The organism is Pseudomonas sp. MSSRFD41, from assembly GCF_014230245.1.
GTDB classification, from domain to species: Bacteria; Pseudomonadota; Gammaproteobacteria; order Pseudomonadales; family Pseudomonadaceae; genus Aquipseudomonas; species Aquipseudomonas piscis.
In genome coordinates, this window is the sequence record NZ_JACKZK010000017.1 from 52,665 (window position 1) to 75,221 (window position 22,557).

General features: G+C 58.8%; 30 protein-coding genes. 3 read left to right on the forward strand and 27 right to left on the reverse strand.

Features of this window, described 5'->3' with window-relative positions; translation table 11 throughout:
• Nucleotides 1–196 precede the first annotated feature (196 nt).
• The 4 genes from H7A76_RS22795 to H7A76_RS22810 are packed head-to-tail and all read right to left on the reverse strand — an operon-like array spanning nt 197 to nt 3,770.
• A complete protein-coding gene (locus H7A76_RS22795; RefSeq protein ID WP_185700596.1) occupies nt 197–1,708 on the reverse strand; it encodes a hypothetical protein in 1,512 nt (503 codons plus the stop codon).
• On the reverse strand, nt 1,708–2,292 hold the full coding sequence (locus tag H7A76_RS22800; RefSeq protein ID WP_185700597.1) for a phage tail protein: 585 nt from the start codon (nt 2,290–2,292) through the stop codon (nt 1,708–1,710). Before H7A76_RS22800 ends, H7A76_RS22795 begins: the two co-directional genes overlap by 1 nt.
• Nucleotides 2,285–3,409: a baseplate J/gp47 family protein gene (locus H7A76_RS22805; protein ID WP_185700598.1), complete on the reverse strand. Its 1,125-nt coding sequence runs from the start codon at nt 3,407–3,409 to the stop codon at nt 2,285–2,287. Before H7A76_RS22805 ends, H7A76_RS22800 begins: the two co-directional genes overlap by 8 nt.
• Entirely contained in the window at nt 3,393–3,770 is a 378-nt protein-coding gene (locus H7A76_RS22810; protein WP_185700599.1) for a GPW/gp25 family protein, read from the reverse strand. Before H7A76_RS22810 ends, H7A76_RS22805 begins: the two co-directional genes overlap by 17 nt.
• A 101-nt stretch (nt 3,771–3,871) precedes the next feature.
• Here H7A76_RS22810 and H7A76_RS22815 point away from each other — a divergent pair, with 101 nt between their 5' ends.
• Nucleotides 3,872–4,105 (forward strand): hypothetical protein, encoded by a 234-nt coding sequence (locus tag H7A76_RS22815; protein WP_068589040.1) that lies wholly within the window; start codon nt 3,872–3,874, stop codon nt 4,103–4,105.
• A 21-nt stretch (nt 4,106–4,126) separates the two neighbouring features.
• On the opposite strand, the gene H7A76_RS22820 is transcribed toward H7A76_RS22815, so the two are convergent.
• The 6 genes from H7A76_RS22820 to H7A76_RS22845 form a co-directional block, all read right to left on the reverse strand.
• On the reverse strand, nt 4,127–4,678 hold the full coding sequence (locus H7A76_RS22820) for a phage baseplate assembly protein V (protein WP_185700600.1): 552 nt from the start codon (nt 4,676–4,678) through the stop codon (nt 4,127–4,129).
• On the reverse strand, nt 4,678–5,790 hold the full coding sequence (locus H7A76_RS22825) for a phage late control D family protein (RefSeq protein ID WP_185700601.1): 1,113 nt from the start codon (nt 5,788–5,790) through the stop codon (nt 4,678–4,680). The genes H7A76_RS22820 and H7A76_RS22825 overlap by 1 nt, the downstream gene beginning before the upstream one ends.
• Nucleotides 5,778–5,984 carry a tail protein X gene (locus tag H7A76_RS22830; protein ID WP_185700602.1) on the reverse strand — a complete coding sequence of 69 codons (207 nt, stop codon included), beginning with the start codon at nt 5,982–5,984 and terminating at the stop codon, nt 5,778–5,780. Before H7A76_RS22830 ends, H7A76_RS22825 begins: the two co-directional genes overlap by 13 nt.
• Nucleotides 5,984–6,865 (reverse strand): phage tail protein, encoded by an 882-nt coding sequence (locus H7A76_RS22835; RefSeq protein WP_185700603.1) that lies wholly within the window; start codon nt 6,863–6,865, stop codon nt 5,984–5,986. Before H7A76_RS22835 ends, H7A76_RS22830 begins: the two co-directional genes overlap by 1 nt.
• Complete coding sequence (locus tag H7A76_RS22840; protein WP_185700604.1) at nt 6,865–9,567, reverse strand: phage tail tape measure protein; 2,703 nt, start codon at nt 9,565–9,567, stop codon at nt 6,865–6,867. The genes H7A76_RS22835 and H7A76_RS22840 overlap by 1 nt, the downstream gene beginning before the upstream one ends.
• 115 nt (nt 9,568–9,682) lie before the next feature.
• A complete protein-coding gene (locus H7A76_RS22845; RefSeq protein WP_185700605.1) occupies nt 9,683–9,997 on the reverse strand; it encodes a phage tail assembly protein in 315 nt (104 codons plus the stop codon).
• 144 nt (nt 9,998–10,141) lie between these two features.
• Here H7A76_RS22845 and H7A76_RS22850 point away from each other — a divergent pair, with 144 nt between their 5' ends.
• Together H7A76_RS22850 and H7A76_RS22855 are read left to right on the forward strand one after the other, a co-directional pair.
• The gene (locus H7A76_RS22850; RefSeq protein ID WP_185700606.1) at nt 10,142–10,336 is read left to right on the forward strand and encodes a hypothetical protein; all 195 of its coding nucleotides are present in this window, start codon (nt 10,142–10,144) and stop codon (nt 10,334–10,336) included.
• 9 nt (nt 10,337–10,345) lie between these two features.
• Entirely contained in the window at nt 10,346–10,792 is a 447-nt protein-coding gene (locus tag H7A76_RS22855) for a hypothetical protein (protein WP_185700607.1), read from the forward strand.
• On the opposite strand, the gene H7A76_RS22860 is transcribed toward H7A76_RS22855, so the two are convergent.
• The 17 genes from H7A76_RS22860 to H7A76_RS22940 all read right to left on the reverse strand — a co-directional run bounded on the left by H7A76_RS22860 (nt 10,793) and on the right by H7A76_RS22940 (nt 22,557).
• On the reverse strand, nt 10,793–11,317 hold the full coding sequence (locus H7A76_RS22860; protein ID WP_025132353.1) for a phage major tail tube protein: 525 nt from the start codon (nt 11,315–11,317) through the stop codon (nt 10,793–10,795).
• Nucleotides 11,317–12,741, reverse strand: coding sequence for a phage tail sheath subtilisin-like domain-containing protein (locus tag H7A76_RS22865; protein ID WP_185700608.1), 1,425 nt, complete (start codon nt 12,739–12,741; stop codon nt 11,317–11,319). Before H7A76_RS22865 ends, H7A76_RS22860 begins: the two co-directional genes overlap by 1 nt.
• Nucleotides 12,738–12,998: a hypothetical protein gene (locus H7A76_RS22870; RefSeq protein WP_068589069.1), complete on the reverse strand. Its 261-nt coding sequence runs from the start codon at nt 12,996–12,998 to the stop codon at nt 12,738–12,740. The genes H7A76_RS22865 and H7A76_RS22870 overlap by 4 nt, the downstream gene beginning before the upstream one ends.
• Nucleotides 12,998–13,228 (reverse strand): hypothetical protein, encoded by a 231-nt coding sequence (locus H7A76_RS22875; RefSeq protein WP_185700609.1) that lies wholly within the window; start codon nt 13,226–13,228, stop codon nt 12,998–13,000. Before H7A76_RS22875 ends, H7A76_RS22870 begins: the two co-directional genes overlap by 1 nt.
• Nucleotides 13,225–13,707 carry a Gp37 family protein gene (locus H7A76_RS22880; protein WP_185700610.1) on the reverse strand — a complete coding sequence of 161 codons (483 nt, stop codon included), beginning with the start codon at nt 13,705–13,707 and terminating at the stop codon, nt 13,225–13,227. The genes H7A76_RS22875 and H7A76_RS22880 overlap by 4 nt, the downstream gene beginning before the upstream one ends.
• Nucleotides 13,704–14,138: a gp436 family protein gene (locus H7A76_RS22885; RefSeq protein WP_185700611.1), complete on the reverse strand. Its 435-nt coding sequence runs from the start codon at nt 14,136–14,138 to the stop codon at nt 13,704–13,706. Before H7A76_RS22885 ends, H7A76_RS22880 begins: the two co-directional genes overlap by 4 nt.
• 3 nt (nt 14,139–14,141) lie before the next feature.
• Nucleotides 14,142–15,122 carry a major capsid protein gene (locus H7A76_RS22890; RefSeq protein WP_185700612.1) on the reverse strand — a complete coding sequence of 327 codons (981 nt, stop codon included), beginning with the start codon at nt 15,120–15,122 and terminating at the stop codon, nt 14,142–14,144.
• 13 nt (nt 15,123–15,135) lie between these two features.
• The gene (locus H7A76_RS22895) at nt 15,136–15,504 is read right to left on the reverse strand and encodes a head decoration protein (protein ID WP_185700613.1); all 369 of its coding nucleotides are present in this window, start codon (nt 15,502–15,504) and stop codon (nt 15,136–15,138) included.
• 8 nt (nt 15,505–15,512) lie between these two features.
• Nucleotides 15,513–16,538: a phage protease gene (locus tag H7A76_RS22900; protein WP_185700614.1), complete on the reverse strand. Its 1,026-nt coding sequence runs from the start codon at nt 16,536–16,538 to the stop codon at nt 15,513–15,515.
• A 232-nt stretch (nt 16,539–16,770) separates the two neighbouring features.
• Nucleotides 16,771–17,247, reverse strand: coding sequence for a phage virion morphogenesis protein (locus tag H7A76_RS22905; RefSeq protein ID WP_185700615.1), 477 nt, complete (start codon nt 17,245–17,247; stop codon nt 16,771–16,773).
• 1 nt (nt 17,248) lies between these two features.
• A complete protein-coding gene (locus H7A76_RS22910; RefSeq protein WP_185700616.1) occupies nt 17,249–18,085 on the reverse strand; it encodes a phage minor head protein in 837 nt (278 codons plus the stop codon).
• Nucleotide 18,086: 1 nt separating this feature from the next.
• Nucleotides 18,087–19,583: a DUF935 domain-containing protein gene (locus tag H7A76_RS22915; RefSeq protein WP_185700617.1), complete on the reverse strand. Its 1,497-nt coding sequence runs from the start codon at nt 19,581–19,583 to the stop codon at nt 18,087–18,089.
• Nucleotides 19,580–21,163: a hypothetical protein gene (locus H7A76_RS22920; protein ID WP_260498057.1), complete on the reverse strand. Its 1,584-nt coding sequence runs from the start codon at nt 21,161–21,163 to the stop codon at nt 19,580–19,582. Before H7A76_RS22920 ends, H7A76_RS22915 begins: the two co-directional genes overlap by 4 nt.
• A 32-nt stretch (nt 21,164–21,195) precedes the next feature.
• A complete protein-coding gene (locus H7A76_RS22925; RefSeq protein ID WP_185700619.1) occupies nt 21,196–21,744 on the reverse strand; it encodes a phage protein Gp27 family protein in 549 nt (182 codons plus the stop codon).
• 2 nt (nt 21,745–21,746) lie between these two features.
• Nucleotides 21,747–22,040: an ArsR family transcriptional regulator gene (locus H7A76_RS22930; protein ID WP_185700620.1), complete on the reverse strand. Its 294-nt coding sequence runs from the start codon at nt 22,038–22,040 to the stop codon at nt 21,747–21,749.
• Nucleotides 22,037–22,342: a DUF2730 family protein gene (locus H7A76_RS22935; protein ID WP_185700621.1), complete on the reverse strand. Its 306-nt coding sequence runs from the start codon at nt 22,340–22,342 to the stop codon at nt 22,037–22,039. The genes H7A76_RS22930 and H7A76_RS22935 overlap by 4 nt, the downstream gene beginning before the upstream one ends.
• The gene (locus tag H7A76_RS22940) at nt 22,339–22,557 is read right to left on the reverse strand and encodes a TraR/DksA C4-type zinc finger protein (protein WP_185700622.1); all 219 of its coding nucleotides are present in this window, start codon (nt 22,555–22,557) and stop codon (nt 22,339–22,341) included. The genes H7A76_RS22935 and H7A76_RS22940 overlap by 4 nt, the downstream gene beginning before the upstream one ends.

A 22,557-nucleotide genomic window follows, 5' to 3' on the forward strand; every position in this document is an offset into this window, starting at 1 on the left:
ACAATCAATTCAGCTCTACGCCATTCATCCTCGATCCAACGAATTGCGGATGGGCTTGGTCCCCAGCCTGGAAACAGCCACGGCTGATCTGCATTATCGGGCGGTGCAACCACTTCGATGCTCTCCGGTGGCAGCGAGGCACCTTCGCCAAACCCACCGAGATATTTACCCTGCTTATCAACAGCGTAACGCGTACTCATGCCCATGCCCTCACAACAAGGCGCCACTTCGATGGCGTAATGATCCCCGTAGACCCTGTACCCCAATGGAGCACAAAGAAAACCCCCGGCTGACTCCCAAACTTACAGTTCAGATTGATCCCATCAGGGACAACTGAAATTCCAAGGCTATATAAGTTATCCACTCCCGCACTGGGAACAAGAATAGTTGCCCCAGGCCAATAACCATGCTCCGCTTCTTTGCAAATCAAGTAACTCTCCCACAGCACGGGTGGCACCCCAAGCCCGTGGGGGATACTTAGATATCCGTTCGTCATGATGGTTTGTTCTGGTGAGGTAAACGCCTTAGTGAATACCTGCCGCCCCTCAAGTGCCGACACCTTGTTTGCAAGCTCGCTCACTTCGCCCTTATCGGCCTTGCCACCGGGATAGAAATTGCCGGCGTGCCAAATCGTGTGGGCAACGGGACCCATACTCCAGCCACCAACCTTTAGTTGGTTGTCAGTATCAATCCCAAGGTGTGCCCCAAAATTTCCGGGCCTATGAAAGCTAACCAATGCGGCGCCATTAGCATTCCCGCGAACCTCAAGCGCGCTAGCATCGCCGCTTATGCCGCCAATCGAGCCCGTTGCAGCACTCATACATTTAGGGCTTTCCCCCGGCACCAACACTTGGCCTTTTTTTACATAGTCAACAGGATTGAAGTTCCCCGAATGCCACGCTGTATTGCCGAACAACTGCACCGATTTATTAATCACGTCCAGCGTTAAAGGGAATGTAGTTTCCCCGTTATTTACCGAGAAAAATCTTAAGGTCTTACCCACAGCATCAGCGCGGATATCAAATCCCGGTGTTTGCCATGAGATTTCCGGGGAATCAATAGTCCCATTGTTAAGAACTATTGAGCCAGACACCGTCCCGCCAGCCTTGGGCAGCAAGGTACTGACAGCAGTGTTCAATTCGGCCTTGCTCGCTTTCGCCGCCAAGGCGTTAGTCATCGTCGCAGCGAAGTTCGGGTCGTTGCCCAGCGCGTCGGCCAGTTCTTTCAGCGTATCGAGCGCCGCAGGAGACGATGCCACTAGATTTGCGACCGCCTGCTGAACAGCGGCGGCAGTTTCTGTTTTTGTGAACGCATCGGAGATACCAAGCCCGCTCAAGGTTGTCGGACTGCTTCCCGCAGTAGCCAGGCCTTTCGCATTGAGGGTGATCTTGGTGTAGCTGCCTGGTGCAATACCGCTATCAGCCAGCGTCAGCGTGATCTCAGTGTCAGCGCTACCATCGAAGCTGCCACTTCCGTTGACAGCCCCCTTGAATCTCAACGTCCGGGCCGTCGCGAGCTGAGTAGCTTTTCCGATTGCGGTCGTGCCGTCGATGATCTTTCTGATCGCGGCCCTCAACCAGGCAGTTCGATTGCCCAGCTGTTCAGCTTGCTTGTTTGCAATACCTCCCGGCCCGCCGATCACCCGGTCAGAGGTCTCGATCTGATAGGTGCCTTCGGCAAAGTCTTCTGTTTCTGGCAAGTTGGCCATCAAACACTGCTCCCATGGTTGTACGACCCGTCATATCGAGCGGTGCCGTTGTAGCGAATGGCTGCGGCCCGATATTCGAGCGAGGCAAGACGGCGCCCGGCTGGCGCTATAGACGACAACATGCGGCGAAGTAGGTCCGCCTGGTCGTTGGTAATTGGGTCTTTCAAGATCAGGCGGTACGCGGCCCAGGCGCGGGGATCGCCATACACGTACAGCCCATCAAAAAGAATGCTGCCGTTGTAGGTTCGACCGCCAAGTCCTTCCTGCAGCTCGACTTCTCCGAACCCCAACAAGCGGATGATTTCCCGTATCGCCCAAGGCGTGCCCTTATAGCGGTGCAGTTCCACCGCGTTCTTGATTAGATTTCGGCGAGCGTCTTCGGACTCGGCCAGCATCCAGACAGCCTCATCGAGCAAGCTAAATTGATCAGCCAGAACAGGCAGCAGAGGGGCTTTCACCAGGTCAACGAGATAAACCAGCATCGGGGTCAGATCGATGCCGGCGTGCCGCTCTTCCAGCAGTTTGCACAGCAGAGCAAAGCGCTCATCACCCGCCAGCGCGGGCGGCAGGGTCATGTCAGCCATCGGTAACCCCCGAATACAGAATCTCTATGCCAACGCAGTCGGCCCATCCATGCGGCGGTAGCTCCAGTGGTGTTACGGGCAGTTCAAGCGCTGCGCGGTACACCCCAGCGACCTGAAGCCTGGCGATGAGCTGCTCGGGGACGATATCTAGGCCCAGGCCAGCGCGCAGTTCGCGAGCATAGGTTTCAGCGGCTTTTTGCACAGCGGCAAGGGTCGCTGCCTTCTCGGCCCAGCTGTATAGCGTGATGTGCGACTTGATGCGCCATTCGACTCGCTGCGGCATCGAAGCCCGAACGGTGTCACACAGCGGGCGCAGTTTCTCTCCGCTGAGATAACCTTCAACCTGCTCAAGGAGGCTGGCAGTGGGCATGCCGGCATCTGTCAGTGGATGAACAGCCACCTCTCCATCGGGCAACCCATCGACCGGCCCGCGCACGGCGACATCAATGATGGATTGATGGACTGAAAGTGCGTGATAGCGATAGGCACCACGGCTGCCAGCGGTTGTATAAGCTTCTGGTGCCAGGATGATCCGTTGCTTGTAGCGATCATCGGTCTCGTCATCGACGCCATCAGCGGGCACCGTAATGTTGCTGGCAGTCACTCCCGCGAAAGGCAGTCCGACCAGCGTATTGATCTGGCCGATAGCCCAGCCGTTGCCCACAACTCCTGCTGTCTCGCAGACAGCGCGGGCTTGCACCGTCGTAGTGCCAGCTTTCAGAACAGCGTCCTGGCCTGTCGTGAGAAAGGCCACCGCGCCGTTCTGAGTCGTGATCCGGGTGCCTGCTTGGATCACGCGATCCTGCGCGTCTACCTCGACGACCACAAACTGAATGGTACAAACGGCTCCGACCGCCAACAGACGCCGTGTCCCCACCAGGTCACCCAGGTAGTCGAGAATCGGACCGCTGCTCAAACGCACCAGGAGCTTTTCCCCGGCGTTCTGGATAGCCGCCTTGATGCGGGTTTCCGAATAAGCAACCTGGTTGATGAACAGGCGCTCGATCTGAGCGGGAAACAGCGATTTGCCGGATTGCTGTTCGTAGCGAGCAATCAGCTCAGCTTCGATAGCCGCCGGATCGACCTCGACGAACACGGGCTTAGGCAGCTCGCGCATAGGCCACCTCGGTCAACTGGGTGACACCATCAGCCACCCGCCACTGCACCCTTAGGGTGATCTGCGAGCCCTCAATGCTCACCTGCACCTGGACAACGGTGACCCGAGGTTCCCACTGGCGAATCGAATCAACCGCCTCGCGCACCAGGTGCGGAGTCACCCGGTTGACGGGCCAGTCGAGGTACAGATGGATGTTGCTGCCGAACTCAGGTCGGTGAGCATCGCTGCCCTTGGGGGTGATGAGAATGATGCGGATAGCCTGGTCGATATCGCGCAGGCCCTCGACCACCTCACCGGGAGTGCCAAGGGCGGGCTGCCAGTGTGCGGCGGTGATACTGGTATAGGAGATGGGCGTATTCATGCGCCCATGGTGCTGAAACCGAACGGCTCTAGCTTTTAATCGAGTTTAAAGACGGCCTAGAATGTGGCCCGAAACCAACCGAAACCATGGACGGAGACATAATGGAGCAGCTAGTAGTCTGGATCATCGCCGTAATCGGCGGAGGCACCCTGATAGGGGTGTTCTGTAAAATGAAAGATGGGTTCGGCCCAATGAACCTCCGTGTCGTGGGTATCGTATTAGTTGCTGTTCTAACCTCGCTGTTAGCGGTTCTAAAGGACGATGGCTTTACTGCTGCAATAGGAGTGCTGGGCGCAATTGCAGGGTATCTGTTTGGTTCTCAGACAGATAAATGAGGTTGCTCTACCCCTGCGCAATTAGTGGCTGTGATGGTTCGAATTCCCACCCGCATCCATCACCGCTCCGCTGGCACTGACGTTCCCATCGACCTGCAGATTGCCTTTCATCTGTAGGTTTCCATTCAGCGTGACCTGTGGGATGTTCAAGGTCGCTGAAGGCGCCTTCACTACCACTGGCCCTCCGGCCTCAACCGTGATATTCCGCCCGCATTTCACAAGCAAAGCCCCCACGCAATCCAGCGTCATGACTCCAGTAGATCGGTCGTAGGTCGAGACAGTCCCATCGCTGAAGCGTACATAGTCGGTGTTCTCATCGACCACGGGCGGCGGCTCTGCGGTTGAGTAGACCCCACCCAGGTACACACCACCTACACCATCGGCATCGAGCAGCACGGCGACCTGTTCCCCCAGCTCGGGCATCAATGGGCGCCGCTTCGTGCCCTGGGTGTTGCGCTGGGGCACGTTGAGCCAGTAGCTCTCGACACCATCTCGCTCATCAAGGCGCACCCGGATGCGGCATGTCACGAAGTCCACGGCGCTGACTTCGCCGTATTCCAGTTCAACGCTCATCAGGCCACCACCTCGCGCTCGATGCCGTATGTCGACAGAGCCAGATCAGGCTTGGTGTTTTCCAGCGTCATGGAGATCGAGGGCGCCGAGATCCGGCACGCCTCCATGTCAACGATGTAGCCCCCGGCGCGGGTCATTTCATGGCGAGCGGAAGTGATCAGGTAGTTGCCTCCGAGCTTGCCTGCAGCGGCCAGGGTGACGATGTTTCCGCTGACCAGGTTGGGACGACCCATGGCCGTCCAACTGCCCTTTGTCCTCTCCCTGTTGGTCCTGGCCAGCTCGGCTTTAGCCTTGGCCTTCGCCTCTTCAGCCGAGGCTGTACGCTTACGTTTCTTCTTGGTGTCGCCGCTGGTCGTGGTCTTACTGGCGCTGCTGGGGACCGCGACCGTCTCGCCGTTGACGATGTCGTAGGCGACCAGCTTTTTTTGCGAGGGGTCTTTGTGTTTGACCTTCACGGCTTTGGGGATGTCGCGGATCTGGTCTCGTAGATTGACGTTCGCCAGGTCGCCGAGGACTTGAGTGGCCACTGGCGCACCTCTGGCCAACTCACTGATGGCGTGAAACACCATCTTGTTGCCGGTGACTTTGAAGGCATAGTCATACTCCTCGGCGAGCTTACGCAGAAAGACCAGGTCCGACTCCTGCTGGGTCAGCCGGTCGAGTTTGATCGGTTCGATACTACCGACAAGGACCAACCCCTGGCGTGCGGCGACCTGCTTGGCTACGGCATCCAGAGTGGTGTTTTCGTAGGCCTTGTGTTCTGGCGTGCGCAGCGGAGTGTTGATGCCCGTGCCGAGGGCACGAATAGTGATCGTCGAGGGCGGACAACGCAGCTCGATGCCGTCGATTTCAAACCTGCCCACGGTCCGTAGGGGCTGCCCAGTCCATCCGATGGACAGTACCAAGGTATCGCCGTGCCCCGGATACCAAGCGTCTCGCCACTTGCCCTCGGAATCCTCCAGCTCGACATCCAGATTGTCGGCCTCGCCGCTCAGGAAGTCCTGATAAGTCAGCGATATCAGGTGCTCACTGATGTTCCGCGTGATGTTGCGCTGCTGGTAGGTCAGAACGAAGCGCGCCTCGGGCACTTGAGCAGGTGTTATCGCATCCATGGCGGCAGGTCCTCCGCTGCAGGTTTGGGCTCAATGATTGGAATGGCCAAGGTCAGGCCTGCCGGCAGCGCGGCAGTGATCGGCACATGAGGGTTTGCCTCAACGATCGGCAGATACCGGTAAGCGTCACCGTAGTAACGCCAGGCCAGTTGATCCCACCGCTCTCCCTCTGTGGTGACATGGACAAGAAACATCACGCCTTCCTCGTGAGGACTTGCGCGGCCAGGCCAGAAAGCCGAGTACTGGCGCCATCCATTCTTGTCAGTGCCTGGCCAAGTGACTCTTTCGATGCTGCGAAGCGGTCAACGATGTTGCCCAGGTCTACAGGGCTCAGGCTGGATCGAGCGCCCATGACGCTTGAGAGCACGTCCTCGCCCAGGCGTGACAGGTCGGAGCCGTCATCGAGCAGGCCAGCCGTTTCCTTTAGCCCCTGCAGGGGCTCGATTGCCCGAGCGGTCACGCCGAGCAACTGGGGGACCTGGCCCAGGATCATTGAGGCATTGCCACTCTTGACCGTCTCATAGAGGTTCTGGCCTGCCTTCAGTACGTTGCCTGCAGTTTTCGCGTGACCGATCACCAACTGGGTTGTGCTGGGAGAAGGCTGCATCCTGGAGATCAGCCCAGGAGAACCGACTACTGCAGCAGAGGTCCCGCTGACGGATGGATCAAGCAAACCAGGACGAAGAGCCTTGCGGGTAAATGCTCCCGTGTACTCTTTCAAGCTCACTTGGACTGTTGCGGATCTGATCTGACCTTTGTCAGTAGCGCGGTGGATGGCGTTGCTCAGGTCGACGATGACATACGGCCCCAGGTACTGGCCGCTCCCCATGACGAATGCCAATGGCTCATGCTTTTTCTTTGCCGCCTGCAAAGCTCGCAGTCGTGCCTCGGGGTCGCCTAGGACTGAATGCAGCTCGATGGTCAAACTGTATTCGTCCAGGCCCTCACCAATCCATTCAAGCAAGGGCTTGCCCTGGATGCGAGGATGCTCTGCCCAGTCGGCTGATCCGCGTTGCTCCATACCGGTGATGCCACCGGCAACGGTAAATTCAATCTCGCCCAGGATCGCGAACATCAGGCTGCACCTCCGGCTGCAGGCCCGTAACTACGGCGTTGCTTGTCGTACTCGTAACGTTCCATAAACCGCACGAAGTCGGCATAACCGACCTGCAGCGCCTGACCAAGCTGATCACGCACACCAGGGCCGCCTGGCACATTGATCTGAGGCGAGAAGTTGAAGACCGACTGGCCGCCGCCTGAAGACGCGCCACCGCCCATCATGCTGGCCCTGGAGACATTCACCGGATTAGGGGGCAGCAGATCAACCTGGGACTGAGCAGCCATTCCCTGGGCGGCGTTGCGAACAAGACCAACCTGCGAGGTGATACCGATGGCGGCGCCCTCGCTGATATTCTCACCGTAGCCCATGAACACGCGGCTCGGCGACTGAATGCCGAGGGTCTCGGTGAACCAGCCTTTCACCGATGAGCCAACGCCGATGACGCTATCCTTGAGCGAGCCGGCCATGTTACTGATGCCATTGACCAGCCCGCTGATAAGCATGCCGCCAAACTCGGTGAACTTCCCAGGTAGCTCGACTCCAAAGTAGCTCATCACCCCCGCGAAGGCCTTGTAGAACAGTCCGGTAGGCGAGAAGTTTACGATCAACGAAGCAATGCTACCGAGGCCCCCGCTAAAGGCTTTAGGGATCTCGCCAATCAGTTCCAGGAGCCACCGAGCAGGAGTGAACAGCACCGAGAAAACAGAGCCGACAACTCGTCCAAACTCGGCTCCAGATGAGGTGGCTCGGCCTAGCTCATCACCAGTGAGGCTGACAGGCGTGAACAGTTCTTTGAACCATTGCACAACCGGCTTGAGGGCTTCACCAATGCGGGAGATCAAGGGCGCTATAGGCTCAAAGGCAGCGCTAAACGCCTCGCGAATAGGTTTGATGCCCTCAATGAACCCACTGAAGAAGCCCGTGGTGAATGCCTTGATGGGCTCCCAGTACTTGTAGATCAGCAGCCCAGCAACAGCCACCGCTGCGATGCCAGCGATAATCCATCCAATCGGTGTGGCTGCGAGGGTCGCCCCGAACGCGGCAGTCATTCCTGTTAACCCGGGCAGTACAGCGGTCAACCCGGTGACTCCCGATATCAACGGCGTGAACCGAGTTGCCAGCATTGACGCTCTCAGCAATGCAGTCTTGCCTGACAGCAATGACATGACGGTTCCCGCACTGTTGAGTGCGCTCATCCCAAGGTTGGCTCCATATTTCACACCAATGAAAGCCAATTTCAGTCCAACAATACTGGCGACTGTTTTTACAACACCGCTAACCAGGGCAGGATTGTTTCCGGCCCAAACACCAAACGCACGAACAACCGGAACAATTGCTTGTGTGATCTCAACAACGGAAGGCAGTAACGCGCCACCTAGAACAATGCCAACTTCAGAAAGGCTAACCCCCAAAGCTTTGAGCTGTTCTTTAGGGCTGCCCATACGTTTCTGCCAATCTTGATCAGATATCCCTTTATCGGCTGACCCAAAGCTGCCCTTCTGGATATCAGCGTGTTCTGCGCGATTAGCCAATGCAGGCCGGATATAGGACAACGCCTGCTGGTCCCGAAACAGCTCGCCAAGCTTATAGGCTTCATTCAGGCGATTTAATGCGATATCTCGTTCTTTTTCGTCCTTGATAGCCAGTACTTTTTGAAGTTGATCTGCCGCTGCCGGGCCTTTGGTCCCCATGTACTTCGTCACGATTTCAAGCATGGCCTGGGTGGGCGTAAAACCGTTCTTGATCATGTTGGTCAAGGACGTCTTTATGTCGATACCGGCATCGTTAAACGCTTTCAGCGTGTCAGGTGCCGTCAACTTTGATAAGAAGTTTTTGAAGTTGTTGGCGGCTTCATCATTGCTGCCTGCCCCCTTACGAGCGATCTGCAGCGATGCACCTATTTCAGCGACCGCCCGCTCTCCAGTGATACCCAGCGCGGCGAACTGGGGAGTCAACTGAGGTAGCCACTTGGCCATATCGGCCAGCTCGAACTGCCCCCTCTTACCGGCGTACGCCAGCATGTTCATGGCGCGCTCCAGGCCACTTGCGCCGATCCCGAGGTTGTCATTGAGCGCGATGGCCACCGAGCCAAGATCATCCATGCTGGCCCGCGTGGCCGTTGCTGTCTTGGCCATGATCGGAGCGTAATCAGCTAGTTCCTTAGCACTGGAGATGCCGCCAGCGATTAGCACGCCTGTGCCCTTGGCCACCTCGGTCTGTGTCTGGTTCCACTTCAAAGCAGAGGCACGCATCACATCGCTGAGGCGCTTCTCCTCGTCTTCATCAAACCCACCAGTAATGGAGATGTCGCGGGTCTGGTCCTGGAAGTCGATGGCTGTGCGCAGTGATTGCACAATGGGGGCGCCGACCACAGCAGCGGTTCCCAGGGTCTCCATTGCCTGTCCACGCAGTTCGCCACGCCGGTCCTTCAGCGTTGCTCCTCTGGCAATACTGGCGTTGAGGCTTTCTTGCTTGACCTTCAGTTGCTCGATGGACCGACCGACCTGGTCATACTGCCGACGCATGCGCTCAATACCTGAGCCACCGCGAGCTAAAGACGCTGCCAGCTCGGTGCCGATGAGCTTTTGCTTGGCGGTCAGGCTATCCGTCGCCCGACCAAGCTGTTGCACAACCGTCTTGGCGGAGCCAAACGCCGAACTTAACGTACTGGAGACCGCAGCACCGATCCGCAGTCCAACTAATACTTCATTCGCCATGGAGTGCTCTGCCAACTAACGATTTGCTTGCTCTGCCAATTCAATGCGGCGGTCGATCTCTCGCCTGCACACATCAACCCAAAACCAGTACCGGTCCATATCCAGCTCGTCTATCTCAGACGGCTGCATCCTCAATACCAGCAGTAGCGCTTCGTCCCAGGACTGCAGCAAGGTCTCCTCCGCCAGCCATTTCCCGAAACACCTCGACGACTTTCTTGGAGTCGGCGATGTCCAGGTCCATCAGGTCTTCGATGGTGAGGCCGGTCATCTTGGCGAGCAGGAAGTCCTCCAGTACAGCCTCGTCCTTGGTATGGTTCTGCGCGGCGCTGATGTCTTTGCGTTTCAGGCGGGTGATTGGCAGCGAGCTGATGTACACACCAGCTGCAGAGGTGAAAGGAAACTTGAGGGGAATGCTGAGGGTGTCGGCCACGTTCGTTACTCCAGGTGATGATCAGTTGCTCTAAATGAGTCCTGAGCATCGCACCTGGTCGTGGCATTGGCTTTTAATCGAGTTTAAAGAGAGGATCAGTCCTTGGTGGACCGTTGAGCTATGGACAAGGAGAGGATTCCCACAATGGAAGAAGAAGTGACAGTCAAGATTAATGGCATCGAGTACTCAGCTTCCTACATGGTATTCGATGACATGCTAGTAGTTTACTTTCCAAATGGAGAGCAGAGTGAAGCGAAGCTTGGAGGTATGGGGCCTGAAGGACTTGCGCGGGCTCACCTACGCTCATTTGTGAAACGTTGCGAACAGAGAAAATCATAAGGAGGCAGCATGGCCGCTGCAAACATTGAACGATTCAATGCTGTTACAGGGGCGATTTTCGCCAGTTTGTATGAGAGTTTTCCTGTTGATTGTGACCTAGAAGCCGAAGATTTCAGGGAGCAGTTACAGGAGGTTCCGGGAGAGGAGTATCTGCAACGTCATGAAATTAGGTTTTTCGTCTCAACAGTTCTTTGGTTAGCAGAGCATGGATATCTGAGTACTGGCTCCCCTTTAAGCAGTGGAACTGTAGTCCGGTGTAACCTGACGGCCACCACTTTAGAGCTGTTGAGTGCACTTCCTTCCAGCCTGAATAATAAGGGCCCATCCTTGGGCGATCAGTTGGTCACCGCCACCAAAAATGGCGTCACTGAAAAGGTCAAAGATCTTACAAGCGAGCTTCTGAGCAAGGCTGCGGCATTTGGAGTCAGAGCCGCAACTGATTGGGTAAACCAGTAATCAAGCCTGCCCAATGTTCTGCCGGTACTTGGCCAGCTGATCCTGACCGCCAACGCGAAAGATGTTGGCCAAGTAATCGAGCAACACCACCTCTTGCCCATCCAGTACCTGACGCACGTAGGTCGCCGAGAACGGAGTCTCGTACTTGGTCGGATCTCGTGGCTTATGACTGCCCAGTTGGTACTCCTTACCAGTGATGGTCATCATCGTCACCAGGGCCACTTCATTGACCAGGCCGCCGTTGTTGAACACCTGGACGTTGGAACGACACTGCAATTGCACGCTCTTGAACGGAGTCACCAACTTGACCGCCGCGTCGTAGTACAAGCTGTTCCAGATGATCTTGCCCTCCAGCTTGTCGATGCCGTCTGGCAGCTCGATCAGGCCAACCATTCCCAGTCCCTGGAAGTCGCTGGTCACGGTCTTGACCGAGCCCAGATCGATCTCTTCGGCGCGGCCAAAGAAGCTGGCGCCGTCGAGGTAAATCGCGGCGTTGGAAACACGGTGAGCACTAAAGCCGGCCATTATTGGGCTCCCAGGTTGACCAGGTATTCCCCGGTGATTTCGGTTTCAAAGGTTCCGCGCTCAAATGGCAGCGGCACGGTCAGCTTGTAGTTGAACAACGCATGCCCTTTTTCAAGCTCAGTCCGGGGATTGCGTGCTGGGTCATACCAACATTCACCGCCGATCAAGGCTTCATCGCCGATCAGCTTGCGTAGGAACAGATTGACGCTCTCGGTGATGCTGGTGATGAGCGAGTTGGTGATCGGCATGTCTACGAATTGCAGCGAGCTGTAGCGGATCGACTCGTCGACCACGTCCTTGGTGCGCCGCACGTTCTCGAAGTTGCGCATATGGGTCACGCTCGGCCAGGCTGCCATGCGGTTACCCCACAGGCGCAGCCCGGTGCCGAACGAGTTGAACACGGTGGTGATGCCCACTTCGTTCAGCAGGTTGACCTCGCTGTTTGGGTCATCGATCCGCGCCGTCAACGGGCGCTCCAGCCCAATGATGCCAAGCAGTTCCTGGTTGGAGCTGCTCCACCAGTAACCCTTGTCGTTGTCCACTTTGGCCCGCAGGCCTGCAGCACGGATCGACAGTGGCTGCAGGCGCTCACCGTTGGTTGCAGCGTCGTACACTTTGACGTGCGGGTAGCACAAACGGGCTCGGTCGCTGCTGGTGTTGAAGTTGATGGTGCCAACCGGCCCACGACCAGCAATCACCTGTTGCACCGTCGCGCCGATCGGAGCGTCGATGTAGGCGACGGCGCCAACCTTGGTAGCTTCTGAGATCAGTTCGACACCCACCGCATTCAGGGTGCTGAAACCAGGGGCAATGAAAATCTTGGAGAAGAAGCCCAGGGTGTTGTAGCTGTCCTGGAACGCCTTCAAGCCGGTACGGCGGCCTGCCAACGTCACCGCGCCGATGATCTCGGCAGGCGTGACCTTGCTCGGGTCGGCATGGGTGTAGTCCGCCTTGACCTGGGCATTGGCCGGAATCGTCCCTGTCGCCAGCCGTTTTACCCGGCCAGTCAGCATGTCCACGGTGTAGTCAGTGGCCAGCGTATAGGTGTTGGTGTCATCCGCTGACTTCACTTTCAGCTGTTGCAACGCACCGTGCCCGAGCTGCAGGAGATCGTTGTCGCCGAACTGGCGAGCCTGGCCCGACACATCCGTCCGATGGATAGCCGGATCGAGGACATTGACCACAAGCACAGTACCGGCGCCGAAGTCATAGATGCCGTCCAGGGCCTCGGGAATGCTGAAGCCAGTGAGGTGGGTGCCGAACTGGGCTGCATCGCCCTCGGTCAAGCACAGAGTCAGTTGATTGACTGGGCCAATGGGTGCGGTGCCGACCAAGGCAATGACTGCAGACTTGACCACCTTGATTGCCCGGGGGCCTCGCTCGATCTCGGTGGTTTCAATGCCGTGTAAGTAATTGGCGCTCATGCCGACACCCTCTGTTCAAAGTAAGTAATGCCCTGCGCGGTGATCCGGCAATGAATGGATTCGTGACGGACAAGGCCCATTTCAACCAGGAACTCAAGTGCGAACACGCACTCTTGCGGGTCATGTCCCAAGGTATGTGTCAGGTCTCGCGAGAATCCCGATTGCCCGGTTTTGCGCTTCTCATAGAGGGCTCCGAGCATGGCCTGACGGATAACCTGTTGGCGGGCGATGAAGTCGCGTTCAGTGGTGCTGGCCATTAAGACTTCGCTCCCTTTGGTGCGACCTCGGCAACAGACTTGGAGGAGGCTTTAGCCTCGACCGGCATTGCCCGTAAATGCTTCAGTTCCAGCAATACCTTGGTGTATTCGTGGCTTTGGGGCAGCTCAACGCTTTCATTGGTATGCAGTTGCACTTCAAGCAGTTCATCGCCTACCCGCAACGAGGCGGCGCTTGGTGGGCCGGTGTAGATGTAACGAGTGAGATTCATGGGGTCTCCTCAAATTGGAGGTGTGCTGGCAACGGTGGCTCGTTGGGGACCATCGCCTGCAGTTGAGTGGCACGCATTGAAAAGTCCTGGCCGTATTGCCATAGGCCGCTGACCTGACCAATGAACTGTTCGGCTACGGGGCGGCAGGCCTGGTCGCAGTGCGGGGCGAACCAGCCGGTCAGGCATTCGCGGATCTCGTCCAGATAACCGATCACCCCGTCCTTGCCGTTGAGCTGGCGAAACACCAAGGTCAACCGAATAACCAGGGTGCGCGCCTGGAACACTGCATCGTTGGCCTCGGAGCCGCCGAAGGACGATTTGCCGTATGCCAGCAAGATCGCACCTCGGGGGTGGTTCAGGCGGTAGTTCGCAGGGTTTTCAGGAAACAGCTCGACCATCAGCGTCTTGCCGAAGGTCACCTGCAGGCGCTTATGCATGGCGTCCAGCAGTTCTTTGGTTTGGGTCTTGGGCGGGGTCATTTGTATTGCTCCCACAGGTCACCACCGAACTGTTGACGGCGGGCACGCACTCGGATTTCCCCCGGCTCGGGCGTGGCCTGGCCGCTGGGCATGCCCAGGGTGACCACGCCGTCGCGGATGCTTTCCAGGAGCTTGATGGTGTCCTTGCGGCTGTCCTTCACCGCATCAGGCAACGCACCTTCAGGACGGCGCTGGTACAGCCAGTGTCGGGCCAGGTAGACCACGGCATCGCGCAACACAGTGGGCACTGGATCGAGCGGTAGGTTGTAACGCCCGCGCAGGTAACCATCTACCAGTTCTTCGGCCTGGCGGACGCCGTCCGCGATGACCCCTTCGTTGGGCTGCATGGCAGCCGGATCATCATTGGAAAGCTGTATCAGCGTCAGTTCCGGGATGGCATTGCCGATATCGGCGCGGGTGCAGTAGCGCATGGGTCAGCCCGCCTTCAACTCGACCAGAGCTTCTGGGAACAGGCACAGGGCCAACGGGTTGGCCTGGGCTTCCAGGTCCCAGCCTTTACCCATCTTGCGTTCCTCGGCCTTGCTGTAGAACGGCAGGCCCAGGGTGTTGACGGTTTCGTTGTAGTTGGCCGGAGCGTTGAACATGCGGAACACACCACGGGCCACCGGGAATACCTGGGCGATATCGGTGGGAATGAAGCGTTGACCACTGACGGTAACGTCGTACTCGATGAACTCGATGCCGCCGAAGGTAAAGCCCGAGCGCACGTCCCCACCGAGGCGGTCCTGGGCTTCCTGGTAGTTGGCGAATGCCGCCTTGACCTTTTCATGGTCAATGAGTGCATCAAACCAGTCCGGTCCACACAGGGCGCGAAAGCCCGTGACCATCACACCACCCAGCTTGGACTCGGAATAGCGCTTGGCATCCAGACAGGCCTTGCGCACGTTGGTACCGGCGTTACTGAGCGCCACGGTGAGTTTCTTCTGACTGACCTCGAACTCCTTATAGAGATCGGTCAGGACTTCACCATCCGCATCCAATAGCTTGCCGCGCAACGCCCCCACACGCTGAAACTCGCGGGTGGCCTCGATGCTGTTCTTCAGCTCCTGCAGGTTGTCGTTGATCACCGTGGCGACGGGGGCGGCGGTGCTTTCCTGACCGAATGCAGCGATACCTTGCAACTGGCCGGGCAACAGCGGACGGCTCAGCGGCAAGTGCAGCGTTTCGAAGGTACGGCGCTTGCGCTTGCCACCCTTAATGGGAGTCGGGTCATCATTACGTGAAGTGTTGGGCACCAGCACCAGACGCCCCTCGCGCTCATCAATGACAACGCTGGTACTGTTGACGCCCTTTTCGTCGAACAGTCCCATGGCACCGACCTTGCCAGGCACAGCGGGTAGTTTGTTTACGGCAGCGGTGAGGTTGGCGACGCTGAACATGTCTTGCAGGTTCATGGGTGACTCCTGATCAGAGGGCCGTGCGAGCAACGATGCCCAGGGCGTTAAGTTCGTCCAGGGCGGTAGCCTTCTGGGCTTCGGTAGTACTAGCCGGCCAGGTCAGTTCGGCGGGATCGATGACGGCACCGCGACCGATCACTACACCTGGCTTGTCACCGGTCGTTGCATCTACGGCTTCGATCAGCACGGCCATCGATTTCTTGGCCGCACCGGTGCCAGCAAAATCAAGCGCCTGATACTTGCCGGACACCTTGGCCAGTACCTGCCCGAACGCATAACTCGCCCCGCCCAGCAGGGTGACGCTGTCTTTCGTCCAGCCGGGGCTGACTTCGACCAGTAGCAGGTCACCTGGATCTTTCGGTTGTTTGAACGTAGTCATGGAGCCTCCTAGCGTTGGGTGCGGGCTTCGGCGTCGGCCAGCAGCGGATTAGTCGGGTGGGCGGCGTCTTGCTTGGCACGCGCCTTGGTGGCGACCTCGGCGAAGCTGACGCCCCCGGCGAGTTCACTGAAGATGGCCTTCAGGCCATCGCTCAACGGTTCGCGGGCATCCTCTTCACCGAACTCCAACGGGGTGTCGCTGGATTCGGCGTAATCCAGGGCGGCAATGACCGCTGGGGCATGCACAGGCTTCATGCCTGCCGCCACCAGCTTCTCGGCGAACTCGGTGTTTGCTGCATGGATGGCCTCCTGCGCGGCGGCGCGGGCGGCCTGGTCACGCTTGGCCAGTGCGGCCTTGAGGCGTTTGTTTTCCGCCTCCAGGGCGGCTTGTTCCGTAGCGTTCACGGTGTCTTCCTCGGTAGGGGAATCGCGTTTTGGGGTGGGTTCAGTGAATGCGGGGCGTGGATCATCGTCACGGGAAGCCTCGGCCAGGCTGTTGATCTGCCAGTCGGGAATGACCTGGTCAGCCACCTCCAGGCCTCGCTCGCCGATCAACCAGTCACGCAGGCGGCGAAAGAGCGTGGCGCTGGTCTCGTGACCGAAGTCGGCAAACTCGACAACGCCGTCTTCGTCTTCGGCCAGCTCGATGGGGCGTAGTCCTTTCACGGACGGCGGTTGGGCGCCAAGAAAGCCGACATGGCGCAGGTAGTACACCCCTGGCACCGGGTTGTTGGCGGCGTCGGGGTGATAGAAGGAGGCAGAGATCTTCTTGAATTTCTTTTGCGCCACCAGATCCGCAAAGGCCACATCGACTTCGTGTGGAACTGCGATCAGGCCGTCAGGGGCGGTCGAAAGCGATTTGACCCAGCCGGCTGCTGGTGCATCGTGCTTGGGATGGCCAATGACCAGCGGGGCCTCATGCAACGCTGGATCGTAGGCGAGTACCGTGGCGGCCAGATCGGACTCGCCAAAGGCGATGCAGGCGCCACTCATTGTGACGTGGTTGCCCGGCTTGAAAATGTGGAGTGGCTTCATGGTCGGTGCGCTTCTTGAATGTGATGCGCACAGACTGGGCCAACGAGCGGCCCAAGGCTTTTAATCGAGTTTAAAGAGTGTCACGGCGGGCTTGGGGCGATCAGGAACCGTTGGCATCCTCGCAGCCTGTACAACGTGGATCTATAAAGGCTTTATAAATCGTTTAGAGCACTCTCCACCTGTGTGGCTCAAGCATCGGAGCCGTCCACAGGTGCAAGTGCCTCTAATGGGCTTACAGGCGGGCAGCTCTTTCTATGTGGCTCAACGCGAGTTCCAGGATCGCTTCCTCTGCTTCGGGCTGCAGTTCGCCCTCGGCGTCCATAGGCAGGTATGGGCGACCTGGAATGTCACCCCATAGGTGCGGGAAGTCTGACTGATTACCCCCGAACTGCATCATGGCGGCATAAGGTTTGTTGCTGCCGACCAGGGCCGAGCTATCAGTCGTCCGTGTTGTGATCGAGGCGGCCAGTCCTGCCGAACTGACCTGCAGCATCTGCCCAGGCCAGTTACCGGCTTTCTCCCGGCGTGCCGTGGTGACATCGGACAGGTCTTCCCAGTCGGGCCGACCTTCCTCGCTGAAGTTCTCCTCGGTCTGGCTAGCCAGCTCGGCGCCGATGCCGCGCATCAGTGGCGCCAGATCGCCTACTGCCCACTCAACCCGACGCAAGGCCGCCTGCAGGCGTTGGTGATCCAGTTCAATAGTGAACATCTCAAGCCTCCCCAGCAGCTGCTTGTTTCCGTTTTAGAACATCCGCCAAGCCAGTACCCGGTGCGTGATTGAATCCCGGATCAGTACGGAAGGTGATGGGCTTGCCCGCTGCATCGGTGGTACGGATGCCGGTCACGGGCGCTGTACGGACTTCGCCGGTACGCTTGTCGATGCCTGTCTCCACAGTCTCGGTGAATAGGCGCCCCTCGCTAGACTCGACCTTCAGGTTTCTCCGTTTGACGGCTGCCTCGCTCAACGCCGTTACGCGGCAACGGCAGTTGAAACCATTGGGCGGGTAGATCGCCGACCAGATCGGGTCGTCATGGCGGAACACCTGGCCATTCAGCGCCCGGTGACTGGGGCGGGTCCTGCCGTCAAGGATGGCCACGTACCTCCAGTACGGATGGGTTTCAGCGGTCTGTTCCATCTCGGCCTTGCGGCCGGCCATGTAGGCACTCTGCAGGTTGGTTTGATAGATGGTCTTGAGACGGCGCGGGCTGCCCAACTGGACCAACTCGCCGACACCGTCACTGTCGACAATCACCTGTTTGCCCCACCAGCCTTGTGACTCAAGCGTGGGCTGCAGGGCTGCAATGAATTGCTTGAGGGTCTGACCTTCCTGCAGAGCAGTCTCCAGCGCCCCACGAATATCCGACAGCAGATCAAGGCGCATGGCCTTGGCGACGGTGAAGGCTTGGTCGTGCGCCTGGTCGAGCATCTCCTGCCAGTTCCAAGTGAGCGCGTAGCCCTTGGCTTTCAGGTACGCGATGGCCTGTTCGGGCTCCAGGCCAAAGATGGCCTTGAGGTCGGCAGGGTTCGGGTGTTTCGGACGGGCCATCTCAGTTCTCCTGATCCGCTGCGGCGTTCAGGCGCCCCCAGGTGTCGGCGATAAACAACAAGCGCGCCAGGGTCTGTTGCAGCGTCTGGTCATCCATCTGCGGGTAGACCTCAGCCAACAAGCCCAGGGCCTCACTGTCGGAACGTCCACGTTGTAGCGCTTCCAGCACCGGAGCCACCAGTTGCTCGGCTTGCTCCTGGAGCAGCTCGGCAGGCAGGCTGTCGATGGCCTGATCCAGGGCGACCTGATCGAGGATCGGCTTGAGGGCTGGCTCGGCAAACGCCGGGCCGCTCTCATCGGCAGCCGTTTCCACGATGTCACCGTCCTGCAGGTTATAGGTGCGCTTCCAATACTGCGGCGTGAAGCGCACCCCCGACTCGCTGAGGTTTTTGTCGCGCTCGGCCAGGATCTTGTCGATCTCTTCCTGTTCCCACAGCTCATAAATAGGCGCGGCGACGCTCTCGCCAAAGTTGATATCGACAATGCGGCGGATCACCGCGTTGAACGCGGCGGTCACGATCCCGGCGTCACCGTCGCGAATATCCTTGGCGACCTCGGCCCCGGCCTCGGAGCTGGCCCGGTTGCTTTCTTTTTCAGTAGTCTGGTTTTGCCCGAGCATGGCGACGTTGATTTCACTGCGGCAATACTCCAGCAACTGGCGATACACATCGGCGCTGTCGCTCTTGCCGGTGGCTTCCTTGATCTCGACGCTGGAGTCATCCGGGATCGCCGCTACCGCGTCCTGGACCATGGCCTCCAGGCTGTCGAGCAGCAAATCGGTTTCGGCGTCCGTGGCGCCTCGCGGGTGCTTGCCGATCACCCAAGGGCTGCCGTACTTCTCGGTGAACTGGACCCAGAACTTCAAGCCACCCTTCATGAACACCGCAGGCCAGAAGCACATGGACAGATCAGGAAAGCCGTAGGGGTTGGAATAGGTGGCATCCTGGCGGGCCACGACAAAGCGTTGCGGGTCACACAGTTCCCCGTCCAGGCCGGCTTCCTTGGAACGAAAGCGCAAGGCATTTTCTTTGTCATAGAAGAACCACTCAGCAGGCTTGCCGAGCAGGTCTTCGGGCACCAGGTAACCTCCCATGGGCTGCCACATCAGCTCGACGGGCTGGTAGCCATACAGCGGTGCATCCAGCAGCTCGCGAATGATGCGATCCAGGTCCAGGTCGACGAGCCAGTCCCGCACGAAACGTTCAACCCTCACCGGGGCGTTGCCGCGCTTCAGGTCGCGCTCCAGGGCGAGGACTGACGACTTGCGGCGGCGGATGTTGCCGCCGACCAGGGCAGCGCTGCGCAGATCACGGTAGACCGTGATGTCCTTGCCCTGGGCCTTGAGGATCGGGTCGGGGTTCGGCAGGCTGGCACCGCCGAAGCTGCCCGTGCTGGAGCGAGCACGAGTGGCAACATGCTGGGCAAGTGCCGAGCTGCGCTTGGCCTCGGCAAAGCTGACGAACTCGGTGGGGCTGACCCACACACCTCTCTTGTTCATGCGTACCCCTGAGTGATTCTTCGGCCCTGACGTGGGCCACGTGACTTGACAGAAACCGGACCGGCAGCGCTTTCCAGGGTCGCGAAATTGGCCAGCGCCCCGGCACCTGCAAAGTCGCCGTGGCGGTAAAGCTCGGGGTCTTTCAGGTCTTGCGAGCGGGCCTTCATGATCATCGGAATACCCTCAACCGTTTCAATTGAGCGCACGTCCTGCTGCAGGGAGTCATCCTTGGGCATCGTGATGGTGGTGTCTTCAAAGAGCTGGATGAACTTGGGCATCCAGGCGCCGTACCAGGTACGGCTCAACTTCACCTGGTGAATGCGGTTATGGCCGAACTCATCCGCCGCTTCTTCGGCCAGGGTTTCTCCGCTGCCGGTAGCATCCAGCGCGGCGCTGGCAAAGCGTGGCAGTCGTCGCAGGATGTAGAACAGAATCTGTTTCTGTTGGCGATACGGCACCTTGTGCATTTCCACCACAAACGGCACATCGCGGTGCCGGGCTTGATCGACAGACATGGGGCAGATGATCGAAAAGTCCCGATGCCTGGCATAGTCCATGCCCAGGTAGTGCCGCAGCTCGGGCTCAAGTTCCAGCAACAGTGGCGCCAGATAGCGCTCGATCCAATCCTCGACATAGGCTTCACGGCGGGGAAGTGATTGCAAGGCAAAATCATCATCCAGCGCCAGGCGAAGCACTGTGCGACCTGCACGCATGGCGTCCTCGATCCACACACCAGGAACACACACGCCGTTGCCATCGCGAGGGATCGCGTCCAGCTCTTCATGCATCTGCGCCTTGCGTGGACCGTAGGCATTGCGGATCTGCTTGTACCAGGACTCCTTGCCCTCAGCCGTAGGGACTTCCCCGGTCATCATGCACTTGCGTTCGTACAACCCATTGGCAACAGCATCGTCGAATGTTGCCTTATAAACCTCTGCCGTATCGCCATAGCGGCCTTCACGGATGTCGCTGACCATCTGGTTGAAGGGGTTACTCTTGCCGTTGTGGCTGCTGATGATGACGATCCGACCGCCCCAGATCAGCAGTGCGGTCGCGGCATCGAGCACGGCGGACACATCGCGGTGAAAGGCCGCTTCATCAATAATGACCTTGCCCTGCAGGCCGCGCAGGTTGGCCGGGTTGCTGGACAGCGCCACGATCTTGAAGCCCGAGGCATAGCGGATGCGGTAGGCGTTGATGTGACGGGTATTACCCGATTCGTCTTGGTCCTCAAATAAGAACTCTTCGATTTCGCTGACACCCGAAGCCTGGGCCTCGGCCATCACCCGGCTGAACTTGGCGCAGTAGCCTATGAACTCAAGGCCTTTTTCCTTGGTGTCACCGACATAGAACACGTCCATGCCGCCAGCGGCCTTGCGTGACGCAGCGGTGATCACCGAGTCCAGGGCCTCGGCGAAGGTGATGCCGGTTCGACGCCCTTTTTCACATAGCTTGATTTGGGCCTGAATGCTCAGCCATTCGCCCTGATGAGCCATGAGGATGCCATCGGCAATCGGGTTGTAGTCGCTGGGGATCTGTTTGACGCTCGGCGGCAAATCGTCCCATTCGACAACGCGCAAGGTACTCGATGACGGCTTGACAGATGGGGCACTCATTTGACACCCAGAAATTTCTGACGCCAGAACAGGGCTTGCTCTTCGCTGATGCCCCCGGCCTGGACGGTCTTGTCCAACTCCGCCTCCTGTTCTTGAAGCATGCGATCACGAGCAGCTTTCTCGATGGCCTGGCGCTCTTTGATGCTCAGGGTGCGGGCCTGCATGGTGTTCTTGGCTGCCCGCGCAAGGTCGGCCACTTCCTTGGTGGTGACATCATCTTTTTCGTGAGCACCTACAGCGGCCTGGTAGGCCAGGGTCGATATCGCTTCGACCAGCAAGGCCCCGGTCTTGTCGGATGAGTCTTCCCCGAAGGCACCCACGAAGGCCTCGGCTTGTTCGCGGTGCTGTCGGGCCTTCTCAGTCAGCAGATCGAAACCCAGCTTGAAGCGCCCCAGCGCGCTGCGGCTGGGGGTCTTCTCGTTGGGAAAGCGAGACTGGATGTCGGCCAGCATTTCATCCAGCGTCATGCAGTCTTTGCGCAGCAGCTTCTGGATGTACGCCTTGACCATCGGCGGCAAACGATTGATTGAGGACTTGCCCGCCATGGTTACGCCCCCGGTCGCTTGATGCCTGGAACACGGGCTCGGCCTGCGGCGATGTCCTGGCCGCGCTCAGTGAGGGTCGCAACCAGGACAGGGCCGACATCAGCCAGCGTCAAGGCGCCTTGTTCCGCCAGCCAGTGCAGTTCGGTTTTCACCTGGTCACGGCTCAGCGTATGGCCGTAGCGGTCCAGGGCCATTGTCAGCACCGAGCTGTTGGCACGGTAGCCGCCCATCTCGCCCAGAAGGCGCAGAATGACCAGGCGATAATCCTGACGTAGAAATTCGGCGTATTGGGTCATGTCTTCTCTCGCAGCAAGTAATCATTGATCCGGTCCAGCGAGCGGGCTAAAGGGCCCAGCGCTTCCTTGACCCCCGACAGTTCGGCGCGCACGGCTTTCATGTCGCCCAGCAGATCGGTGACGGCCTGCTGGTCGGGCAGGTGGCGGACATGCTCTTCCAGGGCGACGATGCGCGTGCGCAGCTCCAGCAGTTCCTGAGCGCTGGCGGCCTGGCGGTTGACGAACCAGGTGTAAACACCGAGCACCGTGAGCACCACCCATTGCATGGCCGTAAAGCTGAAGTTGAGTTGTTCCAGGTTCATCGCGGGCCTCGCTGGGTCAGGTGTTCCAGTGCGCGCTTGCAGTCCACGCAATGCTCGGTGCCAGGTTCCGCCTCGCGCCGGGCCTGCGGGATCGCATCGCCGCATTCGCTACAGCGATAGGCCGAAGGTCCCGAGCGGCGTTGAACGCCACGGTGGTGGAACTGCAAGGCGGCTTCGGTGAAGTCGTTGTCTTGAGCCAGATCAGCTACATCCAT

What these genes read in the sequence shown, in the direction of transcription:
- H7A76_RS22795 (WP_185700596.1), bottom strand. Translation starts at nt 1,708, where the DNA reads ATGGCCAACTTGCCAGAAACAGAAGACTTTGCCGAAGGCACCTATCAG.
- H7A76_RS22800 (WP_185700597.1), bottom strand. Translation starts at nt 2,292, where the DNA reads ATGGCTGACATGACCCTGCCGCCCGCGCTGGCGGGTGATGAGCGCTTT.
- H7A76_RS22805 (WP_185700598.1), bottom strand. Translation starts at nt 3,409, where the DNA reads ATGCGCGAGCTGCCTAAGCCCGTGTTCGTCGAGGTCGATCCGGCGGCT.
- H7A76_RS22810 (WP_185700599.1), bottom strand. Translation starts at nt 3,770, where the DNA reads ATGAATACGCCCATCTCCTATACCAGTATCACCGCCGCACACTGGCAG.
- H7A76_RS22815 (WP_068589040.1), top strand. Translation starts at nt 3,872, where the DNA reads ATGGAGCAGCTAGTAGTCTGGATCATCGCCGTAATCGGCGGAGGCACC.
- H7A76_RS22820 (WP_185700600.1), bottom strand. Translation starts at nt 4,678, where the DNA reads ATGAGCGTTGAACTGGAATACGGCGAAGTCAGCGCCGTGGACTTCGTG.
- H7A76_RS22825 (WP_185700601.1), bottom strand. Translation starts at nt 5,790, where the DNA reads ATGGATGCGATAACACCTGCTCAAGTGCCCGAGGCGCGCTTCGTTCTG.
- H7A76_RS22830 (WP_185700602.1), bottom strand. Translation starts at nt 5,984, where the DNA reads ATGTTTCTTGTCCATGTCACCACAGAGGGAGAGCGGTGGGATCAACTG.
- H7A76_RS22835 (WP_185700603.1), bottom strand. Translation starts at nt 6,865, where the DNA reads ATGTTCGCGATCCTGGGCGAGATTGAATTTACCGTTGCCGGTGGCATC.
- H7A76_RS22840 (WP_185700604.1), bottom strand. Translation starts at nt 9,567, where the DNA reads ATGGCGAATGAAGTATTAGTTGGACTGCGGATCGGTGCTGCGGTCTCC.
- H7A76_RS22850 (WP_185700606.1), top strand. Translation starts at nt 10,142, where the DNA reads ATGGAAGAAGAAGTGACAGTCAAGATTAATGGCATCGAGTACTCAGCT.
- H7A76_RS22855 (WP_185700607.1), top strand. Translation starts at nt 10,346, where the DNA reads ATGGCCGCTGCAAACATTGAACGATTCAATGCTGTTACAGGGGCGATT.
- H7A76_RS22860 (WP_025132353.1), bottom strand. Translation starts at nt 11,317, where the DNA reads ATGGCCGGCTTTAGTGCTCACCGTGTTTCCAACGCCGCGATTTACCTC.
- H7A76_RS22865 (WP_185700608.1), bottom strand. Translation starts at nt 12,741, where the DNA reads ATGAGCGCCAATTACTTACACGGCATTGAAACCACCGAGATCGAGCGA.
- H7A76_RS22870 (WP_068589069.1), bottom strand. Translation starts at nt 12,998, where the DNA reads ATGGCCAGCACCACTGAACGCGACTTCATCGCCCGCCAACAGGTTATC.
- H7A76_RS22875 (WP_185700609.1), bottom strand. Translation starts at nt 13,228, where the DNA reads ATGAATCTCACTCGTTACATCTACACCGGCCCACCAAGCGCCGCCTCG.
- H7A76_RS22880 (WP_185700610.1), bottom strand. Translation starts at nt 13,707, where the DNA reads ATGACCCCGCCCAAGACCCAAACCAAAGAACTGCTGGACGCCATGCAT.
- H7A76_RS22885 (WP_185700611.1), bottom strand. Translation starts at nt 14,138, where the DNA reads ATGCGCTACTGCACCCGCGCCGATATCGGCAATGCCATCCCGGAACTG.
- H7A76_RS22890 (WP_185700612.1), bottom strand. Translation starts at nt 15,122, where the DNA reads ATGAACCTGCAAGACATGTTCAGCGTCGCCAACCTCACCGCTGCCGTA.
- H7A76_RS22895 (WP_185700613.1), bottom strand. Translation starts at nt 15,504, where the DNA reads ATGACTACGTTCAAACAACCGAAAGATCCAGGTGACCTGCTACTGGTC.
- H7A76_RS22900 (WP_185700614.1), bottom strand. Translation starts at nt 16,538, where the DNA reads ATGAAGCCACTCCACATTTTCAAGCCGGGCAACCACGTCACAATGAGT.
- H7A76_RS22905 (WP_185700615.1), bottom strand. Translation starts at nt 17,247, where the DNA reads ATGTTCACTATTGAACTGGATCACCAACGCCTGCAGGCGGCCTTGCGT.
- H7A76_RS22910 (WP_185700616.1), bottom strand. Translation starts at nt 18,085, where the DNA reads ATGGCCCGTCCGAAACACCCGAACCCTGCCGACCTCAAGGCCATCTTT.
- H7A76_RS22915 (WP_185700617.1), bottom strand. Translation starts at nt 19,583, where the DNA reads ATGAACAAGAGAGGTGTGTGGGTCAGCCCCACCGAGTTCGTCAGCTTT.
- H7A76_RS22925 (WP_185700619.1), bottom strand. Translation starts at nt 21,744, where the DNA reads ATGGCGGGCAAGTCCTCAATCAATCGTTTGCCGCCGATGGTCAAGGCG.
- H7A76_RS22930 (WP_185700620.1), bottom strand. Translation starts at nt 22,040, where the DNA reads ATGACCCAATACGCCGAATTTCTACGTCAGGATTATCGCCTGGTCATT.
- H7A76_RS22935 (WP_185700621.1), bottom strand. Translation starts at nt 22,342, where the DNA reads ATGAACCTGGAACAACTCAACTTCAGCTTTACGGCCATGCAATGGGTG.
- H7A76_RS22940 (WP_185700622.1), bottom strand. Translation starts at nt 22,557, where the DNA reads ATGGATGTAGCTGATCTGGCTCAAGACAACGACTTCACCGAAGCCGCC.